Source organism: Caldalkalibacillus salinus, from assembly GCF_016745835.1.
Classification (GTDB): Bacteria; Bacillota; Bacilli; order Caldalkalibacillales; family JCM-10596; genus Caldalkalibacillus_A; species Caldalkalibacillus_A salinus.
The window spans coordinates 489,191-514,819 of the sequence record NZ_JAERVL010000001.1; the positions used below are offsets into that span (position 1 = coordinate 489,191).

Genomic DNA, 25,629 nt, shown 5'->3' on the forward strand with positions numbered 1-25,629 from the left:
TTTTTTTTGTCAATTTCCAAATTCTTGTTGCTTTTTGCTCCACTTTCACATAATATAAAATTTTAGAGTAAATTAAATTACTCTAAAAAGTAAAATAGAGGTGGTAATATGAGTGATGAACTCAAGTTAGACGTGGCCTTACTCCGACGTAAAGTTCCTAATCTCACAACAGCAGCTCGTTCGGTAGGACTTCGACCTGCTACAGTATCTAACCTATGTACCGGAAAAATACCTGTAGGTCGAGCAGAGGTACGTACATTAGTTGCACTCGCCTCTTTAGCCGGTTGTAAAGTGGATGATTTATTAATTAAAGGGAGTGGTGTAGGGATGATTGAAACGGGAATTAAAGTATTGGATCTGTTTGCACCATTAGTCAGAGGAGGGACGGTTGGGTTTGTAGCTCGTCCAGGCATGGGGCAATTCGTCCTTCTTCCAGAAATTTTTTATCGTTTGAAGCAACGTGGCTTCGTGACGGTTTATGTCAAACCTGAACGAGAATTACAAGGGAGTGAAGAGATCTACACTGAGACGGATGTCATCTGTCAAAATGTCCAAGAGGCCTGTGAGCAGATTGAGACACTAAGGATAGATAAAGATGTCATTTTATGTATTGATCGGAGTGTGGTTCTATCGGGAGAATTATTTGATATCCAAGACCAATTACACGATCCTGGTGCTAGACCTGTCACCTATGCCATCGTAGATTTTCAAGGGGAATCCGTTGAAGAAGACGCACCGTACGGTCCACTTGAGACGTTGTGGCGCTTCGACATGGAGTTAGTGACACGCAAGATGTACCCTGCTATTGACCCCGTGATGTCAACCTCAACGATTCTTGAAGGTGCACACCTTGAAACCACTCATCTTACAGTACAACAGAAGGCTAAGAAAATGTTACGTCGTTATCGTGAGTTAAGACATATTGTTAACGCGTGGGGGATTGAAAAACTACCTGATACAGATAAAACCATCTATCATAGGGGAGAGAAACTAGAAGCTTTTCTGACTCAGCCTTTCTATGTGGCAGAAGCATATACGAAGAAGAAAGGGGAATGGCTCAAAGTTAGTGAGACATTAGAGGATATTCGTCTCATCATTGATGGTAAAGCGGACGAGAGCCCATTAGAGAAGCTCCAGTATCTGGGACGGTTGAATGAAGTAAGCCGTTGATGTGAAAGAGAGTTTGAATCAGACTAAGGATGAGGGAACGATGATTGGAGAACGTAAAAAAGGAAGCTGCACCGTTCGATGCAGTTTCCTTTTTTTATGAGGCTTATGACATTTGTAATTGGCCTTCTTTAATCTCTTCAATATAATGACATGCTGCGAGATGGTTATCTTTCATGTGTCCCTCTTGGTGAAGCACAGGTTCTTCTTCACGACACTTATCCGTTGCGAAAGGACAGCGTGTGTGGAAGCGGCAGCCTGTTGGAGGGTTAATCGGTGAAGGAACATCGCCAGTTAACGTAATGCGTTCCTTCTTAACCTTAGGATTCGGTACAGGGATGGCAGATAACAGTGCTTTCGTATAAGGGTGTTGCGGATTCTCGAATAAAGATTTTTTATCTGCAATCTCCACGATTTTACCGAGATACATGACAATAATCCGATCTGAGATATGACGAACCACGCCAAGGTCATGCGCGATGAAAAGATAAGTGAGATTGAACTTATTTTGCAACTGCTTCAGCAGGTTAATCACTTGTGCTTGGATAGATACATCTAGAGCAGAGACAGCTTCATCACATACGATGAGCTTCGGGTTAACCGATAGGGCACGTGCGATACCGACACGCTGACGTTGTCCCCCACTAAATTCGTGAGGATAACGGTCGATTTGATGTGAACCTAATCCTACAATGTCCATCAACTCTCGAATCTTATCTTCTCGTTGATCCTTTGGGACCACTTGTTGGATTTCGAGCGCTTCGTCTAATATTTGACGGATGGTTTGTCTAGGGTTAAGTGAAGCGTATGGGTCCTGGAAAATGATCTGTAGATCTTTTCTCATCTTTCTCATTTCATTTTTATTGAGTGCGAGCAAGTCCTCGCCGTCAAATGTCACTTCACCATCCGTTGGTTCATCTAGTCTTAAGATGGCACGCCCTGTTGTAGACTTACCACATCCAGACTCACCGACGATACTGACTGTTTCTCCTTCGTGTATTGTGAAGGTGACATCATCGACCGCTTTAACATGATTAACCGTTCTTCCAAGGTATCCCCCTTTGATAGGGAAGTATTGCTTAAGATTCTTAACTTTCAGTAATTCCTTCTGCATACTGCACCTTCACCTCCGTTTCTTCATCCCATTCATCTGTATAGATCCAACAACGTACTTGATTACCGTCTTCAAGGTCCTGTAGTTCAGGTAAACTTTGATGACAGATGTCTTTTGCATAAGGGCAGCGTGGTGCAAAACGACAACCTTCTGGCATCTCTTTCGGACTAGGTACCGTTCCTTGAATGACAGCTAACTCTCCATCGATGTCAATATCATGACGAGGGAGGGAGTTAAATAAACCGACTGTATAAGGATGCTTTGGTTTAGCGAATAGCGTATTAATGTCAGCAAATTCAACCACTTTACCAGCGTACATCACGGCGACATGATCACAAGTTTCAGCTACGACACCAAGGTCGTGCGTAATCATAATAATGGACATCCCTAACTCATTCTGTAACTTGTTCATCAACTCTAGAATCTGTGCTTGAATTGTCACGTCTAGGGCTGTGGTTGGTTCGTCAGCGATGAGTAACTCGGGATCACAAGCGAGCGCAATGGCAATCATCACACGTTGACGCATCCCTCCTGACAATTCATGTGGGTATTGATGTACTCTGCTTTCCGGGGAAGGAATGCCGACGAGCTTGAGCATTTCAACAGACGATTCCAAAGCTTTCTTCTTACTGAAGCCTCTATGCACCTGATAAGCTTCTGAAATCTGTTGTCCAATCGTATAGACGGGGTTTAAGGATGTCATCGGTTCCTGGAAGATCATAGAGATCTGATTTCCACGAATTTTACGCATCTCTTTGTCAGTTTTGGGAATCAAATCTTCCCCTTTAAATAGCATCTCACCGCCTACGATTTTACCAGGCTTCTGTATTAACTTTAGAATTGACAAAGAAGTAATACTTTTACCAGAACCTGATTCACCTACAATCCCTAGGGTCTCTCCCTTGGGGACTTTTAATGTGACACCGTCAACCGCTTTTACTTCACCATCATCTGTGAAGAACGATGTTTGCAGCTCTTTTAACTCTAAGATAACGTCTTTTTGTTGTTGATCTTGCTCTAAAGTGACCTCTTCATTTCTACTCAAAGAACATGCACCTCTTTTCCTTCGATAGTGTTCATTAGTTCAAGTCAATTCGTTTATTCAGGTAGCGATAAGAAATATCGACAATTAAGTTTACAAGTACGAATATTAACGCCATGATAAGGACAATGCCTTGAACGACGGGGAAATCTCTGGCATTAATGCGATCGATAGCCAGTAGACCCATACCGTTAATGGCGAATACACTCTCTGTAATAATCGTTCCACCTAGCAGCATACCAAACTCTAGCCCCACGACTGTGACGACCGGAATTAGAGCATTTTTCAAAGCATGACGATACGTGACGACTCTATCACTCACCCCTTTTGCTCGGGCCGTACGAATATAGTCTTGGTTAATCACCTCTAGCATACTTGAACGGGTCATACGTGCAATAATAGCGGCACCAGCTGTCCCTAGCGTGATAACCGGGAGAATGGCTTGTTGCCAGCTTCCCCAACCGGTAGGCGGAACCCATTCTAAGTTGACAGCGAAGTACTGCATTAACATTAATCCGAGCCAGAAGTTCGGCATCGACAGTCCAAATAGCGCGACAATCATAATAGCGATATCAGAGAATGTATATTGACGTACAGCTGAAACAACGCCGGCAATCACGCCGATAAAGACACTTAACATCGTACTATAAATCGCAAGTTCTACGGTCGTCCAAAAACGGGGTTTAATTTCATCTAATACCGGACGACTACTTCGTATAGAAGTCCCTAAGTCTCCTTTAATAACGTTTCCCATGTACTTAAAATATTGTACGGGTAAAGGATCGTTCAAACCTAAACGTTCTCTAAGCTGTTCTACCTGCTCCTCCGGGGCGCTTTCACCCGCGATAATTTGTGCAGGATCACCCGGGATCAGGTGCATAAGAGAAAAGACAAGTATCGTTACACCGATGACGACCGGTATCGTTTGTATAAGTCTACGAACAATATATTTAAACAAATCTAGCACCTCTCTACTATTTTTTAGTTTTTGGATCCAATGCGTCTCTAATACCATCACCGAAGATATTGAATGCTAAAACAACGATGACGATAGCAAGTCCAGGGTAAAACGCCACATGAGGGTAATCGAACATATAGCTTCGTCCAACGCTTAACATGGCTCCCCACTCAGGTGTTGGCGGTTGGACACCGAGACCGATAAAGGATAATCCACTTGCCGTTAAAACGGCTGTAGCCACACGTAAAGTGGCTTGTACAATAATCGGTGACAGAATATTAGGTAAGATGTGCTTAAATATAATACGTAAATCACTAGACCCTAGGGCACGAATGGCATCGATATATTCTAATTTTCTTACGCCTAGGGTGGAACCTCTAACAATTCTTGAGAAGGCTGGAACAGAAAATATACCCACTGCTAGGATCACATTGTTTAGACTACCTCCTAAAACACTGACCAGTGCAAGTGCTAAGAGGATACCTGGGAATGCGAGCAGGATATCCATTAACCTCATGATAACGGCATCAATTCGACCTCCATAATAACCTGCAAAGATGCCTAAAGGAACCCCTATAATAGCCCCTACGATAACGGACATGAAGCCCACATATAATGTAATTTTCATCCCGTACACGATACGGGTGAAGATGTCACGCCCTTGATGGTCCGTACCGAACCAGTGCTCAGAAGAAGGCGTTAATAGTTTTGTAGAGTATTCAATCTCATTTGGGTCGTAAGACATCATATAAGGACCAACGGTCGCAACGATAATAAAAAATATAATAAGATAACCGCCTATAAGAGCCGCTTTATTCTTACTTAATCTTCGATAGAAATTGACCCAGCCTGAAGTGCGCTGTGGCGATGAGTGTGTTTGTTCTTGGACTGGTGTATTTGTGACATTGTTACTCATTCCATGCATCCTTTCATTCTTTTTAGATTTTTTTAAAAAATTTTGTTTTATTATGAGGTCCATTAATAGTATAATAAATTGTGTTGGATTTTTATAGAGTTAATTTTAGTTATACACTAATTTCTATTATTTCTCATTCTTATAAAAAATCCAACATAATTAAATATCTATATAAAAAAAGGGGGATTTTTCACATGGTAAGAACAAAGAAATCAATGTTGTTCTTAGGTCTGTTGCTCGTGCTTTCCGTATTTGCGGTTGCATGTGGTGGTGAAGATACGAGTACTGACCCAGGTTCCAGTGATGGTGATGATGGTTCACAAGAAGCAGCTGAAGGAGGGGACCTCGTCATCGCGTGGTTATCAGATGCTGTCACACTTGATCCACACGGTTCAAATGACGTGCCTTCTAGTAATGTTTTAAACAACATTTATGACACACTTGTTACATTCGATAAGAATGGTGAGTTAACACCAAGTTTAGCTACTGATTGGAACATGATCGATGATCATACTTGGGAATTCAACCTTCGTGAGGGCGTTACATTCCATGACGGTTCGGAGTTTAATGCAGAAGTAGTAAAAGCAAACATGGAACGTATCATGGATCCAGACATCGCTTCTCAACGCGCTTTTCTATATGAAATGGTAGAAGAAGTAGAAGTGGTTGACGAGCATACAGTAAGATTTATTACGGAGTATCCTTTTGCTGCCCTTCCTGCTCACTTATCCCATAGTGGTGGTGGTAGCATGATCAGCCCTAAAGCGATCGAAGAAGATTATGCAGCGATGGAAGAAGGAGAAGAGCCAGGCTCTGTTATTGGGGATAACCCTGTTGGTACAGGTATCTTTAAGCTAGATTCATGGACACCTGGGGACGAGATTGTACTCGTACGTAATGAAGATTTCTGGGGTGAAAATGCTAAGCTGGACAGTGTGACTTGGAAAGTGGTTTCTGAGAGTTTAGCACGTATCTCAGAGCTTGATACTGGATATGCACATATTATTCACCCTGTAAGTCCTAGTGACATTACACGAGTTGATTCGATGGCAGAAGCACATCTGAACGCACAAACGAGTACGAGTCTTTCTTACATCGGCTTTAATGCTGAGAAGGCACCGTTTGATGATGTGAGAGTGCGTCAAGCGATCTCCATGGCTATTAACAAAGACGACATTATCGATGGTATCTATGAGGGGACTGGCGTACCGGCTATAGGGCCTATCGCACCAGGTGTATTCGGATATGATGATACCGTTACTCCGATCGAGTACGATATCGAGAAAGCAAAAGAATTGCTTGCTGAGGCAGGACATGAAGATGGTTTCTCTACGACAATCTGGACAAACGATAACCCAGACCGCATTCAAATGGCTGAATACGTTCAAGATAAACTAGGAGACCTTAATATTGAAGTAGAAGTAGAAGTCCTTGAGTGGGGTGCGTACTTAGACAGCACAGCCAACGGACAGCATGACATGTTTATCCTTGGCTGGTCTACACCAACAGCAGACGCTGACTATGCGACTTACGCTTTATTCCATTCAGATAATATGGGACCGGCTGGTAACCGTACTTTCCTAGCTGACGAAGAGCTAGATGCGTTACTAGACCAAGGTCGTCAAGAGTCTGACCCGGATGCGCGTGCGCAAGTTTACAAAGAGGTACAAGAGAAGCTAGTTGAACTCGCACCAATGGTTTACATTCATCACCAAGAGTACCTTAATGGTGTAAGTGATAAAGTAGACGGTTTTTGGGTAGACGCTGGCGGTATCTTCCAGCTACAAGACGTTACATTAACTGAAACTGAGTAAATGAGTTCTAAGGCTACAGTGAAGGTAGACCATAGACTAGTACAGCAATGACTAGTCCGCTCATTAGAAGGGTTCCGACTCATGTCGGAGCCCTTCTTTTTTCGTCATCGAAATCAGAGTATGGTATAGTGTTAGAAATGGGCATGAACCATAAGAGAGCAGTAAGAGAGGATGTCAGACATGGCAAAGACATTAGTGCTAGCGGAAAAGCCTTCCGTTGGTAGAGACATTGCGCGTGTATTACAATGCACGAAGAAATTGAACGGTTATTTTGAGGGACAACAATATATTGTTACTTGGGCGCTAGGACACCTTGTGACACTTGCCGGCCCTGAGTCGTACGGTGAGAAGTATAAATCATGGAAGTTAGAAGACTTACCGATGCTATTCCCGACTCTAAAATTAGAAGTAATCAAACAAAGTAGTAAGCAATTCCATACAGTCAAAAAGTTAATGCATAGAAAAGACGTTAGCCAAATCGTGATTGCCACTGACGCAGGGCGTGAGGGGGAGCTTGTCGCCCGATGGATTATTGAGAAGGCTAACGTGAAAAAACAGTTGAAACGCTTATGGATTTCGTCTGTCACGGACAAAGCGATTAAGGACGGTTTTAAAAATTTGAAAAATGGTCATGCATACGATAACTTGTATGCATCTGCCGTAGCAAGATCTGAAGCGGATTGGTACGTGGGGCTTAACGCTACGCGTGCCTTAACATGTAAGCACAACGCCCAACTATCTTGTGGAAGAGTGCAAACCCCAACATTGGCCATTATCGCCAAGCGGGAGGAAGAAATCCGTCATTTCAAACCTCAGACGTACTATGGACTTAAAGCCTCATTGAACAAGGGGCTTCATTTGCACTGGCAGAGTGAAGGGGGCCAACACAAAACCTTCAATAAGACCACGGCGGATGAGCTGCTTCAGAAAGTGAAAGATGAGAAAACAGCAAAAGTCATTGATCTTAAACAAACCCATAAAAAGTCCTACGCACCGCAACTTTATGATTTAACGGAGCTTCAACGAGATGCAAACAAGTTCTTTGGTTTTTCGGCAAAAGAAACCCTATCTATCATGCAGAAGCTTTATGAACAACATAAAGTACTCACCTATCCACGGACAGATTCGAGGTACTTATCATCAGATATTATGCCAACGTTAAAGGATCGTATCAAAGCCTGTAGAGTGGGGCCATACACAAACATAGCCGCAAAAGCATTGAAAATGCCACTTAAATTAAGCAAGCATTATGTAGATGATCGGAAAGTCACCGACCACCATGCCATTATTCCAACCGAACAAGCGGTGCTTTTACAAGACCTCAATCAAAAGGAAAGAAAGATTTATGATCTTGTCATTAAACGTTTTCTATCAGTTCTTTTTCCACCATTTGAGTATGAACAAACCACAGTTCAAACGGCCATTGCAGGAGAAACGTTTGTAGCAAAAGGGAAAGTTGTACGAGCGAAAGGTTGGAAAGAGGTGACGGAACACCAGGATCATGATGATGAGCAGACGGATGATGTACAAGACCAACAGCTTCCTCAGCTAACAAAAGGAGATACACTGAACGTTGTATCCGTCACACAAACAAAAGGGGAGACGAAACCACCTGCTCCCTTTAATGAGGCCACCTTGCTGTCAGCCATGGAGAATCCAGTGAAATATATGTCAGGTGAGGACCGAGCTGCAAAGGACACGTTAGGCAAAACAGGCGGTCTAGGTACGGTAGCCACAAGAGCAGATATTATAGAAAAACTTTTCTCTAGCTTTGCTATTGAACAGCGAGGCAAAGGGATACACCTCACACCTAAAGGCAAGCAGCTACTAGAGCTCGTCCCTGAAGAACTTAAGAGCCCAGCCCTAACAGCAGACTGGGAGCAAAAGCTTGAACGTATCTCTAAAGGCCAATTGCCTAAGGACAATTTTTTACAAGAGATGAAAGCTTATGCCAAAAGTGTCGTACAAGAGATTAAGAACAGCGAGAAAACCTACAAGCATCACAATTTAACGGGCAGTCGATGTCCTGATTGTGGCAAGTTTATGCTAGAAGTGAAGAACAAGAAAGGGAAAATGCTTGTATGTCAGGATAGAGAATGTGGTCGACGCAAAAACGTGGCTAAACAAACGAAGGCCAGATGCCCTCAGTGTCGTAAAACGCTTGAATTAAGAGGAGAAGGTGAAGGACAGATCTTCGCCTGTCAATGCGGTTTCAGAGAAAAACTATCAACCTTTAACAAACGTAGAGAACAAGATAAACAGCGCAAAGCTTCTAAAAAAGATGTACAACAATATATGAAGAAACAGAAGCATGACGACGAGCCATTTAATCCAGCATTAGCAGATGCCCTTTCAAAATTGAACTTGGATCAAGAGGATTAAAAGAATAAATAAAATCAAACAGACGAATCAAACAACCAAACAGTTAAACAGAATCAAAACACCAAACCACCTGATTCATATTATAACGTCTAACCATAAGGACCCCTCTAATGAATGTGTGATTTTCATTCTATCAAAGGGGACCTTTTTGTTTTTTCATACGTCCCCTATGATTGGATTCTCGCACTAGTTCTAAAGTATTATTTTTCACTCCTCTATTAGGGAGATGCCCTTTTCCAGAGGGGTATGACTATTGTCCCATACGGGCTCATGAGATTAATGTCGAATCCTATAAACGATAGAAATATCACCAAAAACTAAATATAAAATGGAGAAGGTCATGCTTGGTTTAAGGATGGTGGGATCATGTTGATTAATAAAAAATATCATTTTAAGTGTTTGAAACTCATAACTTCTTTCGGAGCCCTGTTCATCACCCTGCTTGTACTTCAGGGCTGTGTCAGTGTCAATACGCTTGATCAACCGAATGTTCCGGAGATTTTCACCTATGAGTTGGATACCATTCAACCTGAACACGAAGAGGAAGTTCATGAATGGTTACAGGAAGTGCAAGATGAGGATCGAGGTGGAGAAGTTCACCAGTATAGTATTGATCATTATGAGTATGTCTATGGTGTCGGTTACGAGGATGTACAAGTCCGATATATTTTAGAAGATCAACACAGTGCGGGATCATTAGATGTGCAACTCGTGAATGGGAACGAAGAAAAAGAGATGCTCTTACAATTAGCTTACAATGATACCCTTTGCTGTGAGGACATTAGCTATAGCATAGGGGATGGTTCGCAGCAAGCAGAAATGGAACAGGTCGCCAAGACAAACGTTATCACAGAGGAGCAAGTGCTGAGGGATGCTCACTATTTTTTTGACCTGATAAAAGAAAAAGAGGTGTCCACTTTGAGCCGGCTGTGGCTCAGCGAACATGGTACGGAGCAGTTTGATAGACAAACAGTTGAGGACAAAATGGCTAAGAGTGTAGCGTTATACCATCAAATGATCGATTTTTCCGAGCCTGTATACGTTGAGCTTGGACAGTTTACGGAAGGACAAACGATTGTAGGAGTACGACTTGAAAATGCTTCCAATGATCAACAGCAAAAACATGAGGACCTTGTTTTAACTTATACAGATGGCAAGGTCAGTTATAGTAGCGACCTTTTCTCCTTTTATCCTGAAGCAGATGTGGCGCTCAATGAGTACGTTGCTACTCTTAAGCAGCAAAGCGTTGAGCGGTTAATCTGGCTGTTATATCCCGGCAATGCAGTGAAAGAAGAACAGGTCAAAGCGGGATTAAATAGATATCTTGAAGGGTATGAATTAGAGACGTTGGAAGCTAGCATCATAGATTATACACCTGAAGACCATTTTATTGCTGTCATTGAAGATGACACTCAAGCCTTTCATGAGACGAATATCGTTTACAAGGATGGGCATTTCTCAATCGAAGACCCTTTTATGAAATCTGATTCGGATTAACCTTCCGAGATAATCTAAACCAATGTGCATGAGAAAAATGTACATACAAAAGAGGGACACCTTTAAAGATGTCCCTCAAGCTTATCGTTTAAGCTATACATACCACTACATGCCTGAATTGGCAGCTTCTTGTACTTTCTGTTGCATGCTCTGTTGGATGCGCCCGTCTTTGTGTCTTGTACTGTTTTGGAAATGAATGCAAAAATGTCCGTTATACCCGTTGTTTGTGATCTTTTGTACACTATGTGGAAATGAGTGCATAGCCGCGGCTAACTTTTTATCGCCAAACTCTAAGATAATAGCCCTCGGAGTCCAGGAGTAGCTTCCACCCCATAGTTCTTTCATCACTTGAGCATCGCTCGCTGTCAGCGGTTCACTATCAGCATGGTTTGCGCCATAAGTGCGCTTCACTTTAAAAGTACGCCCCGTCTCTACATCTGTAACGGTGGCCTCAGTGCCGATTGGAAAGGCGTTGTTCGCTACTGACCAATCTAAGACTTCTAATTTCACTTCGTCCAAACCGAGTGTCTCCAGTTCCACTAAGTTAGTGTCTCCAATGAGCGCTGTTTTGTATTGGGCGTCCCAGGCCACTTCAAGCCCTAAGGCTTCACTGACAAAGCGTAAGGGTACCATTGTTGTCCCTTTAATTAATTGAGCGGAGGGCATATCTACTTTTTGGCCATTAATCGTAGCCCCTCGTTGCCCCGCTACAAATGAGATATTCATATCCTCTTTCGTAATCGTCACGCCTTTTGTCTTTTGATCCCACTTCACCTTAGCACCGACAGTTTCCGACACATAACGGATGGGTACATAAGTTGTCCCATTGCTGATAAAGGGTGAATTCTCAAACTGTTTCACTTTACCATTAATCACAATATTGACGTGGTGACTTACACTGTGTGCCTGTGCCGTAGGTGTTTCTAGCGTATGCATGGCCGGCATAATGAGAAGTGTAGTGGCTAAGAATGATTTCATGATAAAAGAGCCAAAAGATGTTTTTTCTTTGTGCTTTTCTGTTGGATAGTGATTGTTTTTTGTGAACATAATGCTCTTACCTTCCTTATTGATATTTTATGAAATACAGAATGTACAATTGCAGGAGTAAACGAGTAAATATGCAATATAATTTTCTATAAAACTATGAATCTATCAATCTATGAATGGACCAAAATGAGCAGCAGAAACCATTTCGGTCACAATCATGATCGGCGAGGTCACCGACGATCATTTATTAGAAGCAAAAATATGTACACCGAAAAGCGTTAAGCAGCCGTTCACATCACCTTGTGATAGGTATCAATATCCTGTATTAAATATATTTTTACACGGATAGGGCTTCAAGCCTAGTGGTAAATCATAGCAATTTATTTCATTTGCAAGATTTTCGACAACACAATTCAATAATAGACAAAAAAATAAAAAAATACAACCTGGATATTGAACAATTTTTTAATGTTTGGATAGGACTATAAGCATGGGGAGATACAATTTATGACGGTTTGCGAGACTATTGACCTTCGACGTTGGGACTATCTTTACAAAGAGTGTTGATAGAGACTAAAGAAAAACGGTAAAGTGGACGAAATTAAAAGAGGGTATCTACATTAATAAATAAATTAATCGGAGAAAAAGAAGGGGTTTTTTGACATGATAGGTTTCCTAAAAGAAGTCCATCAAGGATTACTTCATCATTTACTACTACGTAGTCATAATAAGATGATTCAGTTGTTCGTCCAGCTGTTTTATATATATAGTGGACTACTATTTATTTACTTTAGTATGAACGACTCGCTAGGAAGAAGTTTGTTCGTTCTTATCTTTTATTTTGGGATGATATACGTCAGTTGGTTTGTGATTCATCTCACTTTCGTACTTGTACAACGCGTTATATTTCGAGACATTGATAAGCTTTGTCAAAAGATTGAACTGATGTTTAAACCGGAGAGCAAATACTATGATCACCATACCTATCTTGAACATGAGGCAGCATTCAAAACATCAGATATCGTTAAAGAAGATAAAGTCCCTCACACAAAATTACTATCGTTATGGGCCTATAATTTAAACGCTAAGAAACCGATCATCACATTATTATTGCCGTTTTTGGTCGTATGGTATTTTGTCGTGTACCAGAATCCCATGTTACAAGTGTTTATTGGTAATATCGCAGGGGAGCATTTCGGGGGCTTTGACTACCAATACTTGAAGTGGTCACTTGAAGCGTTTACGTACCCTTACATATTTTTCATTTATTATCTTAATATGAGTAGAATCGATAAGTGTCTAAGAAAGATTACACTATTAAAAGAACTTAAGTCGTAATCATGTTATATTAGATACTGATAGCGTATAAGAGACATCACATTTTTAAATTGAAGTAATAGGGGGAGCTAATATGACCAAAAAACATGATGACAATGCTAAGGAAAACGCTTACGGATCTGATCACATTCACACTGATTTTAAAAAAGAGATGACTTATGGTGACTACCTACAACTTGATAAGATACTAACAGCGCAGAGCCGACTGTCTGACCACCACGACGAGATGTTATTCATTATCATACATCAGGCCAGTGAGCTCTGGATGAAGCTTATATTACATGAAATGGGAGAAGCAAGGAAAAGCATTTTACAAGATGACTTAGAGCCTGCGTTTAAGATGCTTGCTAGAGTCTCTCGAATTCAGCAACAGCTCATCCAATCTTGGGATGTGCTGTCGACATTAACGCCTGCGGAATATATGCAATTTAGAGATAAACTAGGGCATTCCTCAGGATTCCAATCTTATCAGAACCGTTTAATAGAGTTTATGATGGGACACAAAAAAGAACATGTCCTCGCCGTTTATGAACATCAACCTGAGCTATACCAAACTCTGAAGGACGCCATACAGGAAAAAAGTATTTATGACGCTGCGATTATAGCTATGGCCAAAAGAGGATTAAATATAGATCGTGAATGTATGAACCGAGACTGGTCTGAGGATTATGAGGCCAATAAAAGTGTTGAAGAAGCTTGGCTACAAGTCTATCGTGATGTCAATCAGTATTGGGATTTATATGAATTGGCAGAAAAACTTGTAGATATTGAAACTAAGCATCAGCAGTGGCGGTATAATCATATGCTGACGGTTGAGCGCATTATCGGACATAAAATGGGGACTGGTGGATCAGCTGGTGTATCATACTTGAAGAGGGTTGTGGACCATCGCTTCTTCCCAGAACTATGGCAATTAAGAACGAATTTGTAGGATACTATGGGGAAGCTATGAATTAGCTATGCTACTTTCAAGCCAATATAAGCAAATCTTAGCTAAGCAAGTCATAACGTATACTATTAATAAAGAATGAATGTGTTATATATAACTAAAGTGCTAGATTGTAAGGGGTAGTCAAAGGACTACCCTTTTTTGATGGAGCTGACTAACGGTTTCTTTCGCTCATTATAATTACCCTGTATTAAATCGTTAAGAAAAAAATAACTCGAGGGTTATTGGAAAGCCTAAGTAAATATAATAGACTATTAGCGTAAGGGAAATGTTGGAAAAAACAGATTCGAGAACACGCTTTCCTATTTTAGTGAAGGAGGTGATAATGCATGAATCATCCTTTAATAGATGATTTTATAAAAAGTTTAAGAAAAGAAATGAATGATCTTCCTGCAAATGAACAGGATGAAATACTACAAGAAATCAATGATCATATTTGTACAGAGGTTGAAGAAAAGAAATTTGAGGGGAAGGAAGAACTAAAAGCGATTACAGAAACGATTCAAAACTTTGATAAACGTCATTTTAATCTTCTTAATGAACAATATAAAAATAATAGAGAAAGTAGTTTTGAGGGAGATAGAGATTATGGCTTCGACATGACATTAGCGGCAGCTGTCGGAAGTTTAGGGGCTTTATCTATACCGATCTTGAGAGGAAGTTTTAACTTAGGTTCTATGCTTCCTTGGATACTTTTTCTTATTAGTGGGCACTTTGTCTTATTTATATACTTTAGCAGACGAATGAATCAGTATCGAACAAAAACACTACAAAAAACGTCTAAAATCCTTGTTCCGTTGTTAGCAGTTCCATTTGCTATGTATACAATAAACTTAACAACAAATGGGGTCATAAGTTATTTTTCTACTATTTATTTAATGATTCATGTCTTCGTTATATTCATCATATATGTCGCTTTTCGATCTCTTTATCATAAACATAAGGATATGCTTAAATCCTAAGGATGACCGTCATGTTACTATGGCACTATCTCTAACATAGCCATCCAAAAATGAGATGAAATTAAAGTCTCATCTATCACGATGGTAAAAACAGTGGTAAAAAAGGATCAGATGACTGCTAAAACCATAAAAATACTACAACAGTGGAAGAGAGAATGAAATAGAACGTGACACCTATCATGACACATAGTTGGAGCGGTTTTGCCCTTTGACAACACGCACGATATTAAGGCTTAGGAACTATAACCTAAGTCTTATTTTTATTAGGAAAAGTCAGGGGTGTATGGATGATAAAGCTTGACATAAAAAACAGTCTTTCCCAATAACCAGTCCACGATTCTTCTGTTACGATGAATTTAAGCGCCGTAGCGCTACAAGTTTGAGGAGGTGTTTAGTTTGATGCACGTTGCACAACGAGAAAACACCCAAGACAGGCACCACAATGTTTAAAACATTCATCTATGTATGAGGAGATGGATGAAAATCTTTTGTATTGGGGGAGTTAAATAGTGAAGTTGAACAAAAGTCTTATTTTGACCCTTGTGTTGTCGTTGGTATTGAGTATGTTTGGGGGCATGGCATTTGCAAATGAGCAACAAGAACTTCAAGGACAAGCACAGAATGGAAACGAAGCCATCCCAGGTGAATTAATTATCTCTGTTGAACCGAGACATACAGGACCGAATCATACCATAGAAAATAAAGGCAGTGTTAAAAGCGAAGAAGCTAGATTGAATAGCAAAGGCTTTGATGTCGTCAATGCCTTACACGTAGAAGAGGGAGATGTACAAGCCCTTAGCAACGAGTTCAATGCTAAAGTCATTGATAACATGGGACTCGTTTATCTCGTTGAGTACGACGAAGAAGCGTATAAAACATTGAATAAAGCAAAGCAGGCTCTCAGACACGAGTTAAAAGAGCTTGGATTTAAAGTGAGATATGTATCTGAGAATTACAAAATGGAAGCCACTGAGGTTGCCACAAGTGAAGAAGCGACCACTAGTATGCACCCGAATCAAGAATGGCACTACAATATGATCAACGCCCCTCAAGCGTGGGATATTACAACGGGAAGTCCAAGTGTTAAAGTGGCTATTTTGGACACGGGTATCGATCATAACCATCCTAACTTGACTGATATTGTGGATACGGATGAAGGTCGTAGCTTCGTTGGTGGTTCTACTATGGATGGCAATGGTCACGGTACGCATGTGGCAGGTACTGTTGCAAGTTACGGCTCAGTATCAGGGGTCATGCAAAATGCCACATTAGTGCCAGTCAAAGTACTGAGTGATAGTGGAAGCGGCACTCTATATGGCATCACAGAAGGCATTTTATATGCTGCTGACATCGGGTCCGATGTGATCAACATGTCTTTAGGTGGTGGCGGCTATAACCAAAGCATGGATGAAGCCACACGGACAGCAGTTGAAAGCGGGACGATCGTCGTAGCTGCTGCAGGCAATAACGGTACGAGCAGTATTTCTTATCCAGCTGCATACGACAGTGTTATCGCAGTGGGGTCCGTGACATCTGACAGAACAAGATCTTATTTTTCCAACTATGGCTCAGGTCTTGAAGTGATGGCGCCAGGGTCTGATATTTATAGCACATGGCCTAACAGTCAGTATAATACTATTTCTGGTACGTCTATGGCCTCACCTCATGCTGCCGGAGTGGCAGGACTAATTAGAGCGGTCAACCCTGGTATTTCAGTATCAGAGGCTCGTCAAATCCTATCAGACACTGCTCAGGACGCAGGAAGCTCATACGAATACGGTAATGGTATCGTTGACGCTTATGCTGCTGTACAAGCAGCAGGTGGCGTGACAGACCCTGATCCTGGTGATCCAGGAGAAGACGCGATCACAGTGACGTCAGTTTCAACCAACTATAGTTATTACTACAGAGGAGAAACAGTTAGAATCACGGCTGTAGTACAAGATGGTGACGGTGCGGCACTTGCCAATGCCAATGTAGACTTCACCATTACTCGCCCTAATGGTACAACGGTTCAAGGGGCGGCTACAACTGACTCATCTGGGGTAGCGACATGGGCCGTGGGGACAAACTACTATACAGCAACGGGTGAGTATGACTTAAGAGCAGATACTTCCCTATCAGGCTATGAAGATAGTTATGACACAACGTCATTCTATGTTTATTAAGTCAAGTATTTGAAAATGAGATAGGAGTATGATTAGAAAGGTCGCCAAGTCGGACTTTAAACCGGTCCACTTGGCGACTTTATGCTTTTAGCTTATTGTTGTTCAGTTAAACCATCGATGGTAACACTTTGTTTTTGATTGGGTTCATTTAAAGAATGAATGGTTGCTACACCCTTATCTTGATCAACGTGTTCAATATAAATTGGCTCACCGTTATACGTCACATTAACCATATCCGGTGAGGAAGCGATCTCTTGTGCCCGCTGTGCATCCATGTTGAGCATCCTCCTTTTGTCTTTATTTAACACTTATACTATTTGTAAAAAATGGTCTCTCTATACTTACACCCCAGGTCTGTTTTTTAATTTGCTAAAATTTGAGGAAGGTTTTTGTCAATATATGTAGAATGAATATGACGAACACTTCTAAAATGGACGAAACATCATGAGAACGCAACAGCCAGAACACAACGTCCCATGTATGATTTTTCTATTAAGAAACAACCGTCTTATACTTACATTCACGATAGAAGGAGATCTCAATGAGTTACGAATTGTATTTCACACAAAAGAGCCCTGAGAAAATAAGTCATGAAGCGTTAGACGCTTTTTTTCAAGAGGACGAGCTATGGGCAATAGACGTAGAAGAAAGTGCCACCATCAACATAAAATATCACAATGACTTAACGCAGACGACATTTCATATCCGCATCATCGATAACGATCCGTCAGAGCAAGAAGATGGCGGGTTTTATTTCAGTGGGATCCTAATGTCTTTGTCCTACGCTAGACCGACTTATTTTGCCTATGAGAGTATGATCGTCGTCAAAGAAATGGCTGATCATTTTGACTTGTATGTGATTGATGCCCAAGACCACGTGATTGGGGGTAACGGTAGTCCTAAAAAAGTGGAGGCCGATGAGCTCACACGTTCATGGGAGAAAAATAATGAGCGTGAAGTGTTGGCTAGAGCCAATGCAGGAGAAGACTTTGCTTATCTATCAGAAGAGAAAGCCATGCAAGTATGGCAGTACATGCTAGGTAAACAAAAAATCACCGATACGCTTGGCCCTGCTTACCGTGTATCAGGGTACGCTTTATTCCAGACACAAGATAGCAATGAATTAGAACTAGTGACAGAATGGGAAGATGGTAAGCCCACTGTATTTGCTCCCTGTGATTATATCCTTATCAACGATCAATTAGAGTACATCACCTATCATAAACTAAGAGAAGTCTTAGAAGATTATCTTGAAGAAATTAATATCCCTATTGAAGGGGTTCTCGCTTTTGACGAAAAACATCAATCCAAGGTCCAGAAAATATTTCAGTCACTCGAACCGTCAGGGACATTGAGCGATGCCATGTTCGTTCCCTTTTCCCATTGCGTCAGTGTGGAAGGACTACCCAGTGTATCCAGTGTTTCTATCCAGGATGAGGCGCTTGAAGTAAATGAACAGTCTGAAACGGAAGCTGATGAGGAGTACAGACAGGTAGAAGATGAGACTGATGACGCTTACGTCCGAGATGACGATGAATGGGTGTTAGAGGAAGATGAGGAAGCTGAGGATGTTGATCAGCGTGATGAATACGGCCTTGAAAATGAAGAAGAGGTTGATGAAGATCAGGATGTATATGAAGATGAGATGGAAGATAGTTCAGCCATAGATGAAACGGTTGAAGATGCTCCGAATAAGAAGGGCAACGCTTTTAACAGCTGGATTGCAAACAAGAGAGAACATATCAGCGTGGATCAGAGTCAGGAAAAGAGTCAGGAAAAGAGTGAGAATCATAATGATGTTCATAGTCAGAAACAGAATCAGGGAACACCAGGGACTCAAACAAATGCTAAAAATAAGAAAAAAAGCTCTAAATTCAGCCTTTTAGATAAAGTCGGTGCTGGGGGGAAGCAAGACCAAGAGCCTGTCACAGAAACAGCTGCGACTAGAGATGTGTATGTATCTCCTTTCGCTCAGCAAGAAAAACAAACACAAAGAGAATACCATGTCTCACAGGATTATCAGTCTTATTCCTCACACGCCCAGGGAAGTACGTGGAATAGCAGCAAGAAAAAGGGCTATCTTGACGAGGAGAGCTTCAAATATGATGAAAAGAAGCTCAAAACGTATACCTTGACCCGTTTTGCTATGATGTTTATTACGATGTTGTTAGTGTATCTTATACTCAACACTTCCGTTAAACATGCTTTGTTTGGTAACGCACTCGTTCTCGGTGTCCTATTCTTTTTACCGTGCACGATGGTGTTGATGGCCCGATTAAAAAAGGAAAAAAGTATCTTGCAGTCCTTCAAGCTTATAGTGACAGACGAGGAAGTCAAAGCCATCTATGAGTTGCCAACAAAAAAAGAGAAAAAGACGAAGAAGAAAAAGCAACCATTGCGAAGTTACCAAGTGAGTCAAGTTGGACAATTTAAGCAGAACAAACAAAACACAGAAGAGATATTAATCACAAGGGATGAGATAGACAAAGTCCTCGTCACAGACCGAGGAGGACTTCGAGTGTATTCTCAATACCTGCTAAAGACCATTGAAGTTTTACCTGAATTAAAAGGTTTTGATATTGCCAAAGCGAGTATCAATGAGTTATGTGAAGTGAAGAGTAAACCGAAGTCCTTAGACAGCTCTACACGTGTGATGATCGGTTGCGTAGCGCTTATTATTGGTATCATCATGCTATACTTTATGAGAGAAAGTGTATTATATACGGCTTGTATCTATGGGGGAAGTATCATAGCGATCGCAGGAGGGATTTACGTATCCTTTAATAAAAAAATCTATAGTGGGGTTAAGAAACCCCTTTGGAAATGGATTGGCGTCTATGTGCTTGTGATGATCTGGTTAATCATTTATCCGTTCATTACAGCGGTGATATAAATCCCAAAGATCGGCGTAGCAAGCAAAAAAGAGCAGTAGCATCCTTTGTCTACTGCTCTTTTCATACGTTTTAATAGCTATCGTGCGTGTGTAAGTAAGGTGTAATACGGTCATATTATTCTAAAATCCAACGATAAGGTTGTCTTATATCTCCGGTTCGATTTCAAAAGCGCCCTTCAGGCGTAAACCATTCACCACTCGTAATCCTAACCACAACGGTACGTAAAGAATAATAGAGGCGATGAATCCTAAGATCATAAATAGGAGTGGAATGACAAAAATACTGGCTATGCCCACTGTCATACTATCAAAGGTCATACTCAAGACAGTGACATTAAACTGCTCGGAAAACATGTAGCTTAATCCAAAAGTGATTAAACCGGCTAAGATACCGATAAATAATAGTAAAAAAATATTCCACTTCACAAAAGAACTGAATGTGAGGTCTTTTATTTTAACGGTCTGTCTCTTTAATACGACGTCATTTTCACGACTAAAAGCTGCGTTCTTTTCGAGTACATCGGAACTGTTCATGTTATCTGCATCATGTCCTTTCTTTGATTTTGTCGAAGAGGTCGTTTGTTTTTCCTCATTTTCGCTGTTCTCCCCAGTATGTGACTGGCGGTATTGTTTAAAAAATTGGTTCGTGGTTTTCCCTTTTGGCTGTTGTGATGAGGCATGGGTGTCGAGAGTTCCTGCCGCCTCGTTATGTATTTTACGTTCATCGGGGACATCCACACACTCTGATAACATCACTTTTTTATGGGTATGTATAAGCTGACCGCTCGGCTTTAAATTTTCATATATTCTTTGCACATCGTCTGCGTATTGTAAGTTAAATGTATATAGTGGGTCGATGGGACCGTTGATTTTTTGCAGATAATCCCCAAAGGACTCTCTTAATGCCTGATAAGAAATATAATCTAATGATTGACTAATAATAATATAGTCGCAGGGCGGGAATACCATCGCTTGCCATTCTGTCCACGCGATAGCACGCTTGACAACACCACTTCTATGTTCTTGGTAGAATAAATAATCTGGTGCGACATAAGCTGGCCCAAGTCGGTCGGTGACGGTCCTCTTGTTTAAATGATACTGCCAGATGGCCATGCCTATATCTTCAGGTAAGTAAGGTAAAGTCACGCCCATCTCTTCATAGACGTTATGGATCTTGATTTTATTATTTTCCTTCCACGAGGCGGTGAAAGCATCCGCATTCATGTTTTTAGGTTTACTATCGCCACCAATTTCATAGTCTTGTGGATTAATCACATAGAGGTCAAACGCTTGACATACTTCTTCGAGAATGAGCATGGCTTCATAGGCGAAGAACGTAGGTTTTGCATACTCTACACTAAATAGTATGCCGCTGAAATAAAACCCATCTTCTTTCTGTTCGCCGGGGTTATTATCTAAGATGTTAAGTTGAAACGTGGTTTTTGAAAGAGGGTTCTTATAAATGACCTCAAACGCATCTCGTTGCTCTGCACGAGTGTCGACCTGCCATAAATTTGATTGAAAGAAAGACAGCAGTTTTTCTTTTCTTATTTTGTTAGGCGATCTTTGCACAAAATATAGTTCGTAGCTCATCATACCCTCCTTCATGTTCAGACCTGTTTTTTAAATTATATCAAATTCATGTCGAATGTCGTTACTTTTTTGACTATTATCTATAAATAAGTTGAAAAATGTCGACTGTTGTTCAATGTGGGCAATGCAAACACATACTGGAATGTCATCTGATATAATGTTGTTAATAGGAGTTGGGGAGGGGACATGAGTGAACGAAGAGGCCAAAAAGGGGAAGCAGAGTCCAATAAAACATAACATTGGAGCCACGTTTATTCCCGTGAAAAATATTGAAGCTGCAAGAGATTGGTATTGCGACATACTCGGCTTGGAACCAGATGGTGACATATTATTTGGACACTTATATGTCATTCCGCTTGCAAATGGTAATGGCTTGGTCTTAGATAGTAAGATTTATCCTCAGCGGTCGACGGGCGATGCACCCCTTTTTCACTTTGATACAGAGGATATTCAACAGTCTTATGACTTTCTTAATGAAAAAGGAGTCCACATCACGTCGGACATTGAACATGGTCATTTCTTTCATTTCAAAGACCCGTACGGTAATGCCTTAATGGTATGTCAATGTTAAATGATATAAATGGTAGGTTGAAACAAGTAGAGAAATTGTTTTCAGCTCTAGAGACATAAAAGGAGCGGATACCCGTGGAACGTCATGATGATCAAAAGCAAGTGTTTCGTATACAAGGATTCACCTGAGCAGGATGTGCTGCTCGGTTTGAGCAGAATGTTAAGGCTCTAAAAGGGGTTCAGGATGCAAAAGTGAATTTTGGTTCATCTAAGATCACGGTCTATGGTCAGACCTCCATCAAACAGCTAGAAAAAGCGGGGGCATTTGAAAATTTATCCGTGTATCCTGAGAATGAAGCGGTCACTCGTATCCCCTTATGGCGAAATAAAGCAGCCCTTCGTACAATGATATCTGGACTTTTGCTTGTGATTGGATGGGGACTCCATCTCAACATAGGTGAAGATGTAGCGATTTATGCCTATCTGGCCTCTATCGTGCTTGGTGGATACGTCTTGTTTATACAAGGCCTTAATAATCTTATACATTTTCGTTTTGATATGAAAACACTCATGACCATCGCTATTTTCGGTGCCGCAGCGATTGGAGAATGGGGGGAAGGTGCAACGGTCGTTTTCCTTTTTGCCATTAGTGAAGCTCTAGAAACGTATTCAATGGATAGGGCACGGCAATCGATACGTTCATTAATGGACATATCCCCCAAGCAGGCATTGGTCAAGAGAGATGAAAAGTGGGTCACTGTCGCAGTTGAAGATGTCAGGGTCGGAGATATCATGTCGGTGAAACCAGGTGAAAAGATTGCCATGGACGGCACGGTGATAGAAGGTCACTCCTCTGTGAACCAGTCTGCGATTACAGGTGAATCTCTGCCAGTCTCCAAATCGAGTGGTAATGAGGTGTTTGCCGGGACCTTAAACGAAGCCGGACATTTGACTGTAGAAGTGACGAAAAAGGTTGAAGATACGACGATAGCTAAAATCATTCACCTTGTAGAGGAGGCACAGGCAGAAAAGGCGCCTTCTCAACTCTTTGTGGACCGCTTCGCCGCTTACTATACGCCTGCTATTATCGTCATTGCGGCGGGTATCACAACATTACCCCCTTTGTTATTTGCGGCGGAATGGCATGAATGGATCTATAGAGGCCTCGCCGTTCTCGTTGTGGGATGTCCATGTGCGCTAGTTATTTCAACCCCGGTGTCAATCGTAACGGCGATTGGGAATGCCGCTAAAAAAGGAGTCCTCATAAAAGGGGGCATTCATCTTGAAGAGATCGGCCGATTAAAAGCCATAGCTGTTGATAAAACAGGGACCCTGACCACAGGCAAACCCAATATGACAGACATCATTGTCATGAATCCAGACAGACAACCACAGGACCTGTTAGGTGTGGCTACAGCCATCGAGACACAATCACAACATCCCCTAGCTACGGCCTTCAAGGACCATGCACAACAACAGAAAGTAGATATTGAAGCCTGGTCTGTCAATGATTTTCAGTCATTAACGGGTAAAGGTGTAAAAGCAACGGTGAACGGTGAGACGTATTACGTTGGACATCTGGGCCTAGCCCGGGAGATAATGCCAAGTGAGGTGCCTGCGAGTACCTACGAGAAGGTTGAGGACTTGCAAGCACAAGGCAAAACTGTCATGCTTTTCATGACAAACGATGAAGTATTAGCTATATTTGCTGTTATGGACCAGCCAAGGGCAGAGAGTGAGAACGTGATAGCCCAGCTTCACGCGTTAGGTATTGAAAAGACAGTGATGCTAACGGGGGATAACCGTCAGACGGGTGAGGCTATCAGCCGCAAGCTAGGTGTAAAAGAAGTGGCAGCAGAACTTCTTCCTCAAGACAAATTAGAGGTCATCAAGAGATTAAAAGCGAAGTATGGTAAAGTGGCTATGGTTGGAGACGGTGTCAATGATGCTCCGGCGTTAGCGTCAGCTAATGTCGGTGTGGCCATGGGTGGCGCCGGGACGGATACGGCACTTGAGACGGCGGATGTCGCTCTTATGGCGGATGACCTGACTCAATTACCTTTTACAGTGAGGTTAAGTCGCAAAGCCTTACGTGTCATTAAGCAGAATATTACAATAGCGCTGATGATTAAGGTTGTTGCTTTACTCCTGATCATCCCCAACTGGCTGACGTTATGGATGGCCATTTTTGCCGATATGGGAGCGACACTCCTTGTCACACTTAACGGTCTAAGATTATTACGGACGACATAGGCTGAGTGCTTTACCGCTGATGCTTTTTATTCTACACGCCGTACGCGACCAACCCTCTCTCATGCCAGGAGTCACAAGACCGTAACGTATATGCATGAAATTAGGAATGGAAAACGGGTATGGTGTGGTAGAATAATAATGTACTTATCCAGCATGTGTAATATTGAAACAATAGAAGGGATTAAGGTGAACGCATGGCATTACAAGCAGGTACTATAGAAACACTAAAGGTTGAAAGACAAGCCCCATTTGGTTATTTTCTAACGGATGATTTAGAGGATGTCCTTTTACATGAGAACGAAATCCAAGGGCAGATTGACATAGGCGAGAAGATTGATGTCTTTCTGTACAGAGACAAGCAACAACGATTAGCAGCCACGATGACGTTACCTGACATACAGTTAGAGCATTACGGCTGGGGCGTTGTCTCTGAAGTGATTGAACACATGGGTGTGTTCGTTAATATCGGCATCACAAAAGAGATACTTCTCTCCAAGGATGATCTACCTAAATTAATGTCTGTATGGCCCAAGCCAGAAGACAAAGTCTATGTACGTCTCAAAACGGATAAAAAGGACCGGTTGCTCGCTGACTTAGCACCGGAAAGTGTGATCAAAGAACTCACACACCCCGCTTCAACAGAGGTGTTTAACACGAATGTGGAAGGTAGAGTGTATCGTGCGGTGAAGATAGGAACGTACATCCTCACCACAGAAGGCTTTCGCGGATTTATTCATGAGAGTCAGCGTAGGGAAGAGCCTCGATTAGGGCAATTGGTCCAGGGGAGAGTCATCGATGTGAAGGAGGATGGCACCCTGAATATTTCTCTACTCCCTCGTAAACAAGAAAGACATGGAGACGCCGAGCGGATCGAAGCGTATATGCAAAGTCGAGGGGGCGCCATGCCATTAAGTGATAAGAGTAGCCCAGAAGATATCCAATCAGAGCTTAAAATGAGTAAGGGTGCCTTCAAACGTGCACTAGGGAAATTGATCAAAGAGAAGAAAGTGTACCAGGAGGATGGCTGGACGTTTACTAACCGAAGCGACGACAAGAAATAGTCAGAGCCCCCCGGGTCAACTGTAA

The 25,629-nt window shown here is 41.7% G+C and carries 19 protein-coding genes; 12 read left to right on the plus strand and 7 right to left on the minus strand.

All coding sequences use genetic code 11. The features are described from left to right. The first annotated feature begins 108 nt into the window (after positions 1-108). Positions 109-1,170: an ATP synthase beta subunit C-terminal domain-containing protein gene (locus JKM87_RS02285; RefSeq protein WP_202077457.1), complete on the plus strand. Its 1,062-nt coding sequence runs from the start codon at positions 109-111 to the stop codon at positions 1,168-1,170. Positions 1,171-1,273: 103 nt separating this feature from the next. Here the strand turns inward: JKM87_RS02285 and JKM87_RS02290 are convergent, their stop codons facing one another. Genes JKM87_RS02290 through JKM87_RS02305 form a run of 4 tightly spaced genes read right to left on the minus strand, consistent with a single transcriptional unit; the run spans position 1,274 to position 5,197 of the window. Continuing rightward, positions 1,274-2,281 (minus strand): ABC transporter ATP-binding protein, encoded by a 1,008-nt coding sequence (locus JKM87_RS02290; RefSeq protein ID WP_202077458.1) that lies wholly within the window; start codon positions 2,279-2,281, stop codon positions 1,274-1,276. After that, on the minus strand, positions 2,256-3,326 hold the full coding sequence (locus tag JKM87_RS02295; protein ID WP_202077460.1) for an ABC transporter ATP-binding protein: 1,071 nt from the start codon (positions 3,324-3,326) through the stop codon (positions 2,256-2,258). Before JKM87_RS02295 ends, JKM87_RS02290 begins: the two co-directional genes overlap by 26 nt. A gap of 34 nt (positions 3,327-3,360) precedes the next feature. Further along, the gene (nikB, locus tag JKM87_RS02300; protein ID WP_202077462.1) at positions 3,361-4,281 is read right to left on the minus strand and encodes a nickel ABC transporter permease; all 921 of its coding nucleotides are present in this window, start codon (positions 4,279-4,281) and stop codon (positions 3,361-3,363) included. Positions 4,282-4,297: 16 nt separating this feature from the next. Next, a complete protein-coding gene (locus JKM87_RS02305) occupies positions 4,298-5,197 on the minus strand; it encodes an ABC transporter permease (RefSeq protein ID WP_202077464.1) in 900 nt (299 codons plus the stop codon). Between the two features lie 194 nt (positions 5,198-5,391). On the opposite strand from JKM87_RS02305, the gene JKM87_RS02310 reads away from it, so the two are divergent. The 3 genes from JKM87_RS02310 to JKM87_RS02320 all read left to right on the plus strand — a co-directional run bounded on the left by JKM87_RS02310 (position 5,392) and on the right by JKM87_RS02320 (position 10,890). Further along, positions 5,392-7,011 (plus strand): glutathione ABC transporter substrate-binding protein, encoded by a 1,620-nt coding sequence (locus JKM87_RS02310; protein ID WP_202077466.1) that lies wholly within the window; start codon positions 5,392-5,394, stop codon positions 7,009-7,011. Positions 7,012-7,191: 180 nt separating this feature from the next. Further along, positions 7,192-9,393, plus strand: coding sequence for a DNA topoisomerase III (locus tag JKM87_RS02315; protein ID WP_202077469.1), 2,202 nt, complete (start codon positions 7,192-7,194; stop codon positions 9,391-9,393). Positions 9,394-9,792: 399 nt separating this feature from the next. Further along, positions 9,793-10,890 carry a hypothetical protein gene (locus JKM87_RS02320; RefSeq protein WP_202077470.1) on the plus strand — a complete coding sequence of 366 codons (1,098 nt, stop codon included), beginning with the start codon at positions 9,793-9,795 and terminating at the stop codon, positions 10,888-10,890. Between the two features lie 105 nt (positions 10,891-10,995). Here the strand turns inward: JKM87_RS02320 and JKM87_RS02325 are convergent, their stop codons facing one another. Further along, on the minus strand, positions 10,996-11,868 hold the full coding sequence (locus JKM87_RS02325; RefSeq protein WP_202077472.1) for a copper amine oxidase N-terminal domain-containing protein: 873 nt from the start codon (positions 11,866-11,868) through the stop codon (positions 10,996-10,998). A gap of 672 nt (positions 11,869-12,540) precedes the next feature. On the opposite strand from JKM87_RS02325, the gene JKM87_RS02330 reads away from it, so the two are divergent. From JKM87_RS02330 to JKM87_RS02345, 4 genes are all read left to right on the plus strand, one after another. After that, positions 12,541-13,215 carry a hypothetical protein gene (locus JKM87_RS02330; RefSeq protein WP_202077474.1) on the plus strand — a complete coding sequence of 225 codons (675 nt, stop codon included), beginning with the start codon at positions 12,541-12,543 and terminating at the stop codon, positions 13,213-13,215. A 73-nt stretch (positions 13,216-13,288) separates the two neighbouring features. After that, a complete protein-coding gene (kynA, locus tag JKM87_RS02335) occupies positions 13,289-14,146 on the plus strand; it encodes a tryptophan 2,3-dioxygenase (RefSeq protein ID WP_202077476.1) in 858 nt (285 codons plus the stop codon). A 347-nt stretch (positions 14,147-14,493) separates the two neighbouring features. Continuing rightward, on the plus strand, positions 14,494-15,126 hold the full coding sequence (locus JKM87_RS02340; protein WP_202077478.1) for an HAAS signaling domain-containing protein: 633 nt from the start codon (positions 14,494-14,496) through the stop codon (positions 15,124-15,126). Positions 15,127-15,635: 509 nt separating this feature from the next. After that, entirely contained in the window at positions 15,636-17,294 is a 1,659-nt protein-coding gene (locus JKM87_RS02345) for a S8 family serine peptidase (protein WP_336885110.1), read from the plus strand. Between the two features lie 92 nt (positions 17,295-17,386). Here JKM87_RS02345 and JKM87_RS02350 read toward each other — a convergent pair whose 3' ends face one another. Beyond that, positions 17,387-17,569: a small acid-soluble spore protein H gene (locus tag JKM87_RS02350; RefSeq protein WP_202077480.1), complete on the minus strand. Its 183-nt coding sequence runs from the start codon at positions 17,567-17,569 to the stop codon at positions 17,387-17,389. A gap of 266 nt (positions 17,570-17,835) precedes the next feature. Here JKM87_RS02350 and JKM87_RS02355 point away from each other — a divergent pair, with 266 nt between their 5' ends. After that, entirely contained in the window at positions 17,836-20,187 is a 2,352-nt protein-coding gene (locus tag JKM87_RS02355; RefSeq protein WP_202077482.1) for a hypothetical protein, read from the plus strand. A gap of 144 nt (positions 20,188-20,331) precedes the next feature. On the opposite strand, the gene JKM87_RS02360 is transcribed toward JKM87_RS02355, so the two are convergent. Continuing rightward, entirely contained in the window at positions 20,332-21,780 is a 1,449-nt protein-coding gene (locus JKM87_RS02360) for an ABC transporter permease (RefSeq protein ID WP_202077484.1), read from the minus strand. Between the two features lie 190 nt (positions 21,781-21,970). On the opposite strand from JKM87_RS02360, the gene JKM87_RS02365 reads away from it, so the two are divergent. The 3 genes from JKM87_RS02365 to JKM87_RS02375 all read left to right on the plus strand — a co-directional run bounded on the left by JKM87_RS02365 (position 21,971) and on the right by JKM87_RS02375 (position 25,604). Then, entirely contained in the window at positions 21,971-22,351 is a 381-nt protein-coding gene (locus JKM87_RS02365) for a VOC family protein (RefSeq protein WP_202077486.1), read from the plus strand. A gap of 74 nt (positions 22,352-22,425) precedes the next feature. Next, on the plus strand, positions 22,426-24,543 hold the full coding sequence (locus JKM87_RS02370; RefSeq protein WP_202077488.1) for a heavy metal translocating P-type ATPase: 2,118 nt from the start codon (positions 22,426-22,428) through the stop codon (positions 24,541-24,543). A 194-nt stretch (positions 24,544-24,737) separates the two neighbouring features. After that, positions 24,738-25,604, plus strand: a complete 867-nt coding sequence (locus tag JKM87_RS02375) for a CvfB family protein (protein ID WP_202077490.1) — start codon at positions 24,738-24,740, stop codon at positions 25,602-25,604. Positions 25,605-25,629 lie beyond the last annotated feature (25 nt).